Source organism: Enterococcus sp. CWB-B31 (assembly GCF_020567645.1).
Lineage (GTDB): Bacteria > Bacillota > Bacilli > Lactobacillales > Enterococcaceae > Enterococcus_L.
On the sequence record NZ_JAJDJW010000022.1, the window covers coordinates 1 to 10,780 of the forward strand.

The 10,780-nt window shown below is 38.6% G+C and carries 8 protein-coding genes; 7 read left to right on the plus strand and 1 reads right to left on the minus strand.

Annotated features, from left to right (window positions below; all coding sequences use genetic code 11):
• Positions 1–262 (plus strand): signal peptidase I (gene lepB / locus LI954_RS14730; protein WP_229442447.1); only part of this gene is annotated, 262 nt, incomplete at its 5' end.
• 1,298 nt (positions 263–1,560) lie between these two features.
• Here lepB and LI954_RS14735 read toward each other — a convergent pair.
• On the minus strand, positions 1,561–2,370 hold the full coding sequence (locus LI954_RS14735; protein ID WP_229444826.1) for an NUDIX hydrolase: 810 nt from the start codon (positions 2,368–2,370) through the stop codon (positions 1,561–1,563).
• 430 nt (positions 2,371–2,800) lie between these two features.
• On the opposite strand from LI954_RS14735, the gene abc-f reads away from it, so the two are divergent.
• The 6 genes from abc-f (at position 2,801) to LI954_RS14765 (ending at position 10,633) form a co-directional block, all read left to right on the plus strand.
• The gene (abc-f, locus tag LI954_RS14740; protein ID WP_229444827.1) at positions 2,801–4,354 is read left to right on the plus strand and encodes a ribosomal protection-like ABC-F family protein; all 1,554 of its coding nucleotides are present in this window, start codon (positions 2,801–2,803) and stop codon (positions 4,352–4,354) included.
• A 511-nt stretch (positions 4,355–4,865) separates the two neighbouring features.
• Positions 4,866–5,096: a TfoX/Sxy family DNA transformation protein gene (locus tag LI954_RS14745; protein WP_229444828.1), complete on the plus strand. Its 231-nt coding sequence runs from the start codon at positions 4,866–4,868 to the stop codon at positions 5,094–5,096.
• A 373-nt stretch (positions 5,097–5,469) separates the two neighbouring features.
• Entirely contained in the window at positions 5,470–6,894 is a 1,425-nt protein-coding gene (locus tag LI954_RS14750) for a PTS mannitol transporter subunit IICB (RefSeq protein ID WP_229444829.1), read from the plus strand.
• Positions 6,895–6,928: 34 nt separating this feature from the next.
• On the plus strand, positions 6,929–9,007 hold the full coding sequence (locus LI954_RS14755; protein ID WP_202069186.1) for a BglG family transcription antiterminator: 2,079 nt from the start codon (positions 6,929–6,931) through the stop codon (positions 9,005–9,007).
• 43 nt (positions 9,008–9,050) lie between these two features.
• Positions 9,051–9,482: a PTS sugar transporter subunit IIA gene (locus LI954_RS14760; RefSeq protein WP_202069188.1), complete on the plus strand. Its 432-nt coding sequence runs from the start codon at positions 9,051–9,053 to the stop codon at positions 9,480–9,482.
• Positions 9,479–10,633 carry a mannitol-1-phosphate 5-dehydrogenase gene (locus LI954_RS14765; protein ID WP_229442452.1) on the plus strand — a complete coding sequence of 385 codons (1,155 nt, stop codon included), beginning with the start codon at positions 9,479–9,481 and terminating at the stop codon, positions 10,631–10,633. Before LI954_RS14760 ends, LI954_RS14765 begins: the two co-directional genes overlap by 4 nt.
• The last annotated feature ends 147 nt before the right edge of the window (positions 10,634–10,780 follow it).

Sequence of the window (10,780 nt, forward strand, 5' to 3'; positions counted from 1 at the left end):
TGTGAATGGTGAGGTAGTGGATGAGAAATTTATCATTGATGAAATCAATGAAGCCCAAAAAAATGGGGGACAGTACACGGCTGATTTTGATCAGTATGATATCAGCCGGGAAGCGGTCATCCCAAAGAATTGTTATTTGGTTTTAGGAGACAATAGAGAATATGGGTATGACAGTCGGGATTATGGACTGATTGACAAGGAGCAGGTGATAGGGGTTGTTCGCATGCGCTTATTGCCTTTGAATGACTTGACGGCCTTCTGAATTTGGATTTAAATCTGTTAACAATAAAAAATGTGCAAGGAATTTTTTATAGAAATGGAAGTGTCCAGGTTCAGTATGTTGGAACGCCTATTCAAAAGTTGTCATCGCTGGTGAACGGTGTAGTATTACTTGATTTGCCAGAGGAACTCGCTTAAATTGAAAAGAGCAGAACAAACCAAATTTCGCCATCTGAAAATTATTTCCTTTATATGAAGTCTTGGATAAATCATTCAAGAGTCAGTATAAAGGATTTTTTGTTGGAAGAAACGAATAAAGGGACGTGCAGAAAAAAGAGTGCTCAGCTATTTTGAGTTGCACCACATCTTTCTTATCTTCTTCTGTGAAACATTTGCTGTTTCATGCAACACTAGTGTGCCAACTGGCAGATGAGAAATTAGTAGCGAAAAAGCCTAAAAAATGTCTATAGCAGAATGTGCAGCAATGCCTTTGACGGTACATGGTACTCCTTGTTTGATTAGCTCAGAATCACAGAAGAAGGTCGAGGAAAACAGATTTTGATCATTAATGGATCTGGTGGTGTCGGTTTAATGGCTATTTAGCAGACAAAGACTGCTGGAATGGAAGATATTACGACCGCTTCCAGAGATGAAACACTGGACTGAAAACGGGAGCTGATCATGTGATCAATCATAGACAGTCTCTAACAGAGGAATTAGATTGATTGGGGGCTGATGAGAGTCCATTCATTCTGTATTTATACAATATAGGCAACTATTGGGAAGCGATATAAAAAATTATTCAGCCGCAGGGGAATCTGCTCAATAGTTGAAACTGCTTAATCAGTTGATTTAGGATTGCTGGAAAGCAAAAGTGTAACATTCAGCTGGGAATTCGTACTTACACGATCCATGTACCAGACAAAAGATCAAATACGACAGTGGAAAATTTTTCAAGAGATTGCTGAGCTGTAAGACAGCTGAAAGTCACCATTACTCAAGAGCTTCACTCAATCAACCCAGAAAATGTAAAAGCAGCTCATAAAATACTCAGCAAGGGAAAAATCGTTTTGACTAGCTGAGAGTAATGATTATCCAGCTTAATTTGATAAATCAAAAGAATAAAAACAGCAAGCTGTTTTCAAACGATGTAGCAACTGATTTTGACAGTTTTGTTGTCTATTTCGAAATCAGTTTACTTGAAAGGGAAGCTGCTGTTTTATTTTATGAATTGAATCTATAAAAATGTATTCAAAAGCAGGAACTATCCAATGCTATTTGTGAGAACAAGGGAAAAATGGTTACATGACCTGCTAATGCTAACCTTTTGACAGACACAACTTAATTTGCCAGACGATAAATTTTTGACGGGCGGCCAATCCCCACCGGTCGTTCACCTATTTCTTCAAAATATTGAAGCATAGCTTTTTTAAAGTTAGAGTGGTCAATCGTTTTATAATCGATTCCCCAAAACTTGGCGAAAACTTTTCTGGCTTCTGTAATAGTGAAGTCTTGTCCGAGTACCTGTAAGACCTGCGGCTCGTGTTCCATTTTATTCGCAACCCGATTAAAAGCTTTTAACAGAATTTCGCTATGATCAAATGCCAGCAAATGATGGTCGCTTGCAGTGGGATCATCTAGGTCAAGAGTGATAACAGCTTTTCCATCACTTAAAATTAGTTTGCCATCCTCTCGTTTCATATTGAACCAGCTGACTTCCTTTGCATCGTCCCCTGCGATTAAAGGTTCTTCACCAATAAATGCAAGATAGCTGACTGTGACAACCCAGCCTCTGGGATCACGATTCGGTGTACTGAAGGTGTGCAGCTGTTCAATATTGTGTTTGGAAATAATCACACCTGTTTCTTCCCTTGTTTCTCTAAGTACGCTTTCCCCGGTTGATTCATTAGGAGTCACAAAACCTCCTGGTAACGCCCACGAGTTTCTGTAAGGGTGAGATTTTCGTTTAATTAATAATAGCTTCAGCTGATCTTCCTCTTTGTTATAGCACATCAGGACAATGTCAACAGTTAATGAAGGCTTCTCATATTCAGGATGATCTTGCTGGTGATACCACTTTAAAAACTCAACTTCACTGGCAGTTTGTTCATAATATTGTTTTTCTTCTTTTTTAGAAGTAAAGTGAGACAAAAGCGTTCATCCTTTCCAGTTAAGATAAAAGTAATTTTTACTTTATTGTATCACGAAGAGGAATAAAAACAACTGGTGTGCAAGTTAAACTTTCTATCAAGATGTTTCAGATAAAGCAAGAGAAATATATAAGTTAAATTTTTTTTGTGCTATAGTCTTGATCCCTGCTCTTGATTAATAAGAAAATTTTTGTTAGACTGTATGTGACTTTAAGAAAGGGAAAGGTACTTGACTATGTACAATACATCTACTATTCAATAATTTAATACAAATTATTAAATTCTGTAGTGGATGAGTGTACCTAAAAATAGTGATGACAAGTTATCTTTCATAAAATGAAACCATACGTTTATTTTGCGTAGGGTTAAATGATTGGAATTAATTAGGCAGACTGTCATCTTCTTCAGAATTGAAGGAGGTTTTTTTTGTTATGGCAATAAAATTCAAAAATATAAAAATGTACTTTGGTGATAAAGATTTATTTACGATTGACCATCTGACTATTCCGCAGGGCAGCAGAGTAGGAATAATCGGTGATAACGGATCAGGAAAAACAACCCTGTTTTCAATCATAAAAGGGGACTGTCAGCCAAATGAGGGAACGGTGAACTGCAGTGATCGGGTTGCCTCAATTGAACAGCTAATTGATTCGGAGGATACGGCCAGTGGCGGAGAACAGACCAGGAAAAGGATTCAGGAAGCTCTAAAAGAGGTGTCGGGTATTCTTTTGGCTGATGAACCAACGAATCACTTGGATAAAAATGGAATAAACTATTTAGAGAAAAAGCTGAAACGGTATGCAGGGACACTTCTGGTCATTTCACATAATCGATCTTTTTTAAATAAAACAGTGAATAAAATTTTGGCAATCGAAAATAGTCAGGTAAAGATATACGAGGGAAACTATGATGACTATCTGAAACAGAAAAAAATTGAAGAAGCAGAGTATCAGCGGTCTTATGAAAATTACCAGCATGAAAAGCAGCAGCTTATGCGTGCAGTAGGTGTTGTCAAAGATAAAAGCCGTCAAACGAGAAAAACACCAAAACGAATGGGTAATTCTGAGGCGAGGCTGCATAAGATGGGGGATCAGCGTGCGAAGAAGAATCTTGATAATCGGGCGAAGATCATGGAAACACGATTATCGAAGTTGAATAAAGTGGAAAAACCAGTTGAAAAGAAGAAGCTGGTCATTCCTTTTTCTTCTGCCCAACCACTTCATGCCAATTATTTATTGGCAGCAGATCATTACAATCTGGTAATCGGTCAGAAAGAATTGTTGAAGAACAGCTCTTTTAAATTGGAAACCGGCTCAAAAACTGCGTTACTTGGTGTCAATGGTTCAGGGAAAACAACACTTATGAAAGAAATTTTGCATAGAGGACAAGGGATTTCGTTTGCAAGAGGAGTAAATCTTGGCTATTTCAGCCAAAGCTTTGAAACACTGGATGATGAAATGACCATCTTTGATTCTGTTTGTGAAAGCTCACCTTATGGGGAACAGGAAGTTCGAGATTTACTGGCGCATATGCAGTTTCGTAATGAATCGGTATTTAAAAAGATTGGTGTTTTAAGTGGAGGAGAAAGAAGTAAAGCAGCTATCAGCAGGCTTCTGCTGAGTAAATATAATTTACTGCTGCTGGATGAACCAACAAACCATCTGGATATTGCTTCAATAAAGGTTTTGGAAGAGGCACTTTCAGCATATCAGGGAACTGTCTTGTTTATCTCCCATGATGAGACATTTATTGAAAATGTGGCGACAGACAAGTGGATGATTACGGATAGGAAGATTCAAACAGAACAGGACAAAAACCGTATTAGTGAAAAGGAAGAGCAGGTCAAGCAGCAAAAGCTGTTGCTGGAAACCCGTAAAACGACGATACTAGGTCGCTTGATTTCAGCAGATCAGACAGAAAAATTAAAGCTTGAAGCTGAATTTCAAGAAGTCTTGCAGGAAATAAAAGTATTGAATAATGACTAAGGTGAGACTGAAAATGATGGAGGAGACCGAATTTCATAGTGACAAATCAGGGAGAAGGCTGACTATGAAACAATGTATTGCGTACGGTATGCCAATGAGAAATACCGCAGATTTCACTCAATAGAACAAAGAGTTTGGGACAGAATAAAGTTCCAAACTCTCTTTATATCTAAACCCGAATAAACGGCGGGACAAAAGCAAAAATTCTTTTTGCGACGAGTAACCGCAGGAGCAACTCCTTCGGAATTAAGCCGAACTATCCTGGAAATATGAGAAATTACTTTCGGATAGTCCTTCTTAATTCTCGGAGCTGATCGCTTTTGTCCCGACCTCGAATTAGCAGATGGAAGTATAAAGAATTTTTCAGAAATACTCAAAAGTATGGCGGGCATTAGTATTCAAACACAGGGATTGAATACAGCGGCTGCAAAGCAAACGGTGATATACCAGTTGAAACAATTGCCGTATTGGAGAGATAGTGAAGTACACGATGACTGAACTGGAGGGTACATTGGAAATTGGAAGAGTAATGGCTGAGCAGCTGCGGAAAGTAAATATACAGTCACTGGAAGAGCTGGAACAGATCGGTAGTATGAATGTGTTTTTGCTTGTCAGAGAGCAGGGGGACAAAGGGACCTGTTTGTCGTTTCTTTATGGTTTGGAAGGTGCTATCCAAAGTAAAGAGCTTTCGGTGGAAATAAAGACAGAACTGCGAAATTTTGTAAATTTTTTGGAAAACTAAGAATAGGATGAGACTATAGCAGACCGAGATGTAAAATCAAGATCTGTTTTTTGTGTAAATGTCCAAGAGAAGACAATCCAATTTTTGTAAATTTGAAACCTTCAGGATGAGATTTTTTAAATTATATAGTATGTTAAAAAGCGCTCTCGATTATAAATCATTTACATATTGAAGAATAGGTGAATGATACTTGCGGGAATTGCAGATTTTGTCAAAATTACTTGGACAAAACTAGCTTTTCATTTTCTTGTGAATGGAATAGGGAGCGTTTACAATAAGAATGACAGCAAGAGCTGGTCAAAAAATTCAGCTGCGCAGCCTGAATGAAGTTTATGAATCAAAAGACTTTTCATAACACAAGGAGGAAAAAGTCATGGAACAGACACAGGGAAGCATGAAAGTAAAAATCCAACAGTTCGGCAGCTTTTTAAGCGGTATGATTATGCCGAATATTGGAGCATTTATTGCGTGGGGAATTTTAACGGCATTATTCATTCCAACAGGTTGGATACCAAATGAACAATTAAATGAGATCACAGGACCAACGATTAATTATTTGCTGCCGATTCTAATTGGTTTTACCGGTGGACGTCTGGTATATGATATTCGAGGCGGAGTTGTTGGAGCGATGGTGACCATGGGGGTTATTACGGGCGCCAATATTCCTATGTTTTTAGGGGCAATGATTGTCGGACCGGCAGGAGCAGCATGTATTAAGAAATTTGATGAACTCGTAGACGGAAAAATTAAACCAGGTTTTGAAATGCTTGTAAATAATTTTTCGGCAGGGATTCTATCTTCAATTTTAGCTATTTTAGCATTTTTAGTTGTTGGTCCTGCAGTAGAAGGCTTAAATACAGCCTTAGCTTCAGGAGTAAGTTTTCTGATTGAGCGTTCACTGTTGCCGCTTGCAAGCATTTTTATTGAACCGGCAAAGGTGCTTTTCTTAAATAATGCAATTAATCATGGTGTAATCAGTCCAATTGCAATTGAGCAGGCGGCAGAAACCGGAAAATCGCTGCTTTTCTTATTGGAAGCGAATCCTGGTCCGGGATTGGGAATCTTGCTGGCCTATACATTGTTTGGAAAAGGATCAGCAAGACAAACGGCACCGGGAGCAATTATCATTCACTTTTTAGGAGGAATTCATGAAATTTACTTCCCGTATATATTAATGAAACCAGCACTCATTCTTTCAGCGATTGGAGGAGGAATGACGGGCGTACTTACACTGTCAGTTTTTAATGCGGGATTAGTTGCGCCGGCTTCTCCAGGAAGTATCTTTGCGATATTGGCGATGACTCCACGTGATGGTTATATTGGTGTTATTTTGGCTATCGCAGCAGCAACAGCTGTGTCGTTTGGAATTTCCAGCCTGATTCTAAAAACATCAAAAGAACCAGAAACAGATTTGCAGGAGGCAACAGAGAAGGTCAGTGCTTTAAAAGGAAAACATTCTGCTGCTCAAGCACTGACTGAAACGAATGTGCAGACTCAGAACGAAGGTATTTTAATTAATGTACAGAAAATTATTTTTGCCTGTGATGCCGGAATGGGTTCCAGTGCGATGGGGGCTTCAGTTTTGAGAAATAAAGTGAAAAAAGCTGGATTATCAATTGAAGTCGTTAACTCTGCAATCGCACAGCTGCCAAACGATGCGGATATCGTTGTCACACATAAAGATCTGACATCCAGAGCAAAGGAAAAACTGCCAAATGCTTATCATGTGTCCGTGGAGAACTTTTTAAATGGGGATCAATATGATGACTTGGTTGATAAGCTGCTGGCTCACATATAAGCTGATTTATTTTTAAAAAGAGGAGGAGCAAAGAATGTATCTTTCAGCAAGAGCAAGGTTGATTCTGGAACAGTTTCTGGATTATTCGCTGCCGGTTTCATTGAAGAAGCTTTCTAAAGATTTGAATGTCAGTGAACGGACAATTCGTCGTGATATGAAGGAAGTGGAAGATACATTATTCTCCTATAATTTACAGCTTAAAAAGGAGAACGGTCTTTATCAGCTGTTGGGGAGTGACAAGGATATACAAAATTTCCGCTGGTATCTGATGGACCTCTCCTACAATGAATACAGCCCGGATGAACGTCAGTTAAGGATATTAAAAACATTGTTGAAAGAAGAAAATGGTGTTAAGCTCATTGGTCTGGCAAATGATTTAAATGTAACTGTCTCAACAATCAGCGGAGATCTCAATAAATTGGAAGAGCAGCTCCCAAACGGTGTGACTATTGAGCGAAAGAGAGGAGCCGGCGTTTCGTTGGAAGCACCTGAAATAGAGAAGCGTCATTTAATGAGCGAAATCGTTGGTGAACAGTTTCCGAATTATCAGCTGCTGAAGTACTTTCAGAAAAAAGAGAAATCTGAGATGACAACGACATGGCTGGAAGATCGTCTGCTGAATTTAGTTGATGAGAACATCCTCCAAAATGTAGAAGTGCATATCCGGGAATGGCGTGAAAGGGAAGTTCAGGAAATCAGCGATGAAGCCTATGTGAATTTAGTCGTTCACCTTTCCATTGCGATTGAACGAATCATTGATGGAAATTTTGTACAGTCCTATGATTATGAACAGGAAATTCTGGATTCATCAGAATATCAAACAGCTCAAAGACTGCTTGCTGATATTTTAGAGATCGAATCAGAAGTAGTTCCAGAGGGCGAAGCTGTTTACATTTCCATGTATCTGCGCAGCTTAAAAAGCCGAAAAGCAGATAAAGTTTTCTTTGAAAACGAAGATATGCAAGTGATTCTTTTTGCCAAAAAAATGATAGGGCTTGTGGAGGAAGAGCTAGATCAGGAATTACCGAAAGATCAGCTGCTAAAAGGGCTGATTTCTCATTTGAAGCCTACCTTCAGACGTTTGGAACAGGGATTGCGGATTTACAATCCCCTGATTCAATCTATCAAACAGGATTATCCTGAACTGTTTCAAATTATTCGAAGGGTTTTTGATCAAATTTATCAGGGAGATAAGGTGCTGGACGAAGAGATTGGTTATCTAGTGCTGCATTTTGGTTCAGTCCTGCTGCAACTGGAAAGTGAAGCAGAATTTTCCGGATTAGTGGTCTGTGCAAGCGGAATTGGCACATCACGAATGCTGGTAACCAGACTTCGTCAGAAGATTCCTCAAATGAAAAAGCTGCAGACTGTTTCATTGTTTGAACTGGCAAAAAAACGAAAAGAATCTGATATAGATATTATCATTTCAACAATAGATTTAGGGAAAGTCGATTTTGATTATTTTCTGGTTTCCCCTATTTTGACTGAACAGGAAATTATGCAAATCGATTTGTATTTAAAAAATGCTGGAAAAACCTACAGTCAAAGGAAAAACAGTACTGGTACAGGAGCTGCTGAATTGACCACATATGAAGCGATCCAGCTAATAGAAGAACGGCAAATTTACCATAACATCGTATTGGATATTTTAAAAAATTTCAACTATGTCTTTCTCGAAAAACAAATGGGAACAACAGAGGATATTCTCAGGGCAGTCTGTACTCAGTTGCTGGAAAAAGATTCGACTATTAATGTGGAACTGCTGATCAGTCTTTTAATGAAGGATGAAAACTGGAGCGGATTTGGTATACCAAATACACGAATTGGAATGTTTCACGGAAGAGATGAGATGATTCAGCAGCCATTTTTTCAGTTATTTCATTTATCAGAAGAGCTTTCAGTAAAAGGGATGGATCAGACAGAAATGAATGTGAATAAACTAGTACTGCTTCTGGCTCCTGAAAAGTACTCACAAGAAGGACTGAAGGTTTTAAGTTATATCAGCGCTATGTTTGTGGATGATCCGGAACTGGTTGATATTTTAGAATATGGAACAGTAAAAGAAGTATCAAATTATTTTGTAAAAAGACTGATGGATTTTTTAGCGATATAGCTTTGTAGATGAATACATTTTACATGAGGAGAGAACAGAAATTATGAAACTTGAAAAAGCAGATGTGCGGTTAAATCAGCACTTTTCAGATAAAACAGCAGCAATCACAGCAGCTGGAACCTTGCTTCAGGAGCAGGGATACGTAACTGAGGAATATATTCCCAAAATGATTGAACGAGATAGAATGACATCCACGTTTATCGGGAATTTGGTTGCAATCCCGCATGGAACAGAAGACAGTAAAACAGCAATTTTGAAATCTGGGATTGTCATTATCCAGGCACCAGAAGGCGTTTCATTCGATGGAAATGAAGTCAAATTGATTATAGGAATTGCCGGAGTTGAGAACGAACATTTGGCATTGCTGTCGGAAATAGCAATGGTTTGTTCAGAAATGGAAAATGTGGAAAAATTGATCTCAGCTCAAAATGAAGCTGAAATCATTGACTTCTTCAAAGGAGGTATTGCTGTATGAAAACTGCTGTCCATTTTGGAGCGGGGAATATCGGTCGGGGATTTATCGGCTGGCTACTTTCAGATGCTGGGTATGAAGTGATTTTTGCCGATGTGAATCAGCAGATTACAGATGCTATTAATGAGGAAAAAGAGTATCAGGTTGTACTGGCTAATGAAGCTCAGGATACATTTACTGTTGAGCATGTATCTGCATTAAACAGCCTAACAGAGGAAGACCAACTGATTCAGGAAATCAGCAGCGCCGAAATTGTCACAACTGCAGTTGGTCCAACTATTTTGCCTAGACTGGCAGATATAATTGCCAAAGGGATTAAGGCAAGAATGTCCGAGAAAAATCCTCTTACTATAATTGCATGTGAGAATATGATTGGCGGTTCAAATCTCCTAAAAGAGGAGGCTTACAAAAGATTAAGCGAACAGGAAACTGCTTATGCAGATAAATATATTCAATTCCCAAATTCTGCTGTAGATCGAATCGTTCCGGACCAAACACATAAAGATTTACTGACGGTGACTGTTGAACCATTTTATGAATGGGTGGTTGAAGAACTGCCGGACATGACAACAGCACCGAAGATACAGGGGATGACCTATGTTCCTGATTTGACGCCATATATTGAGCGGAAGCTTTTTACAGTTAATACGGGTCATGCAGTGACTGCCTACTTTGGCTATATAAAAAATATAGCTTCTATTGAGGATGCCATTCATAATGATAAAGTGCTGTTTATTGTCAGAAGTGCATTAGAGGAAACTGGTGCTCTATTGGAGAAGAAATTTCAATTTTCTCATCAGGAGCATCAGGAATATATCGATAAAATAATTGACCGGTTTAAGAATCCTTATGTTTCAGACTATGTGACACGAGTAGGTCGGTCGCCTATTAGAAAAATTGGCGAAAATGACCGATTTATTCAACCGGCCAGACAATTTGTAGAAGCATTTAATGAAACACCTAAAGCTTTGGCAATTGCAATCGCAGCAGCATTAAAATTTAAAAATCCTTCAGATGAAGAAGCTTGTGCATTGCAGCAGGCTATTGAAGAGAGCGGGCTTGATGCCACGATTGAACAGTATACAGGATTAAAGCCTTATACAAAACTATTTGAAAAGGTCAGAGATTCCTATCATCAATTAGGAGCTGTCTGAAAACTTTAGTGGTGAACAGTTTCAAAAAATAAAATGAGCGAACTCTAAATGGTGACAGAGTACTTGCACATTCATCCCCTAATAGGAGCAGCTGTTAATGTATATCGATGTATGTCTTAAGGCTTTTTGCATAACTTGCTCCTGCGA

Coding starts and splice junctions, on each gene's coding strand:
- LI954_RS14760 (WP_202069188.1), top strand. CDS start 9,051: ATGAAACTTGAAAAAGCAGATGTGCGGTTAAATCAGCACTTTTCAGAT.
- LI954_RS14750 (WP_229444829.1), top strand. CDS start 5,470: ATGGAACAGACACAGGGAAGCATGAAAGTAAAAATCCAACAGTTCGGC.
- LI954_RS14755 (WP_202069186.1), top strand. CDS start 6,929: ATGTATCTTTCAGCAAGAGCAAGGTTGATTCTGGAACAGTTTCTGGAT.
- abc-f (WP_229444827.1), top strand. CDS start 2,801: ATGGCAATAAAATTCAAAAATATAAAAATGTACTTTGGTGATAAAGAT.
- LI954_RS14765 (WP_229442452.1), top strand. CDS start 9,479: ATGAAAACTGCTGTCCATTTTGGAGCGGGGAATATCGGTCGGGGATTT.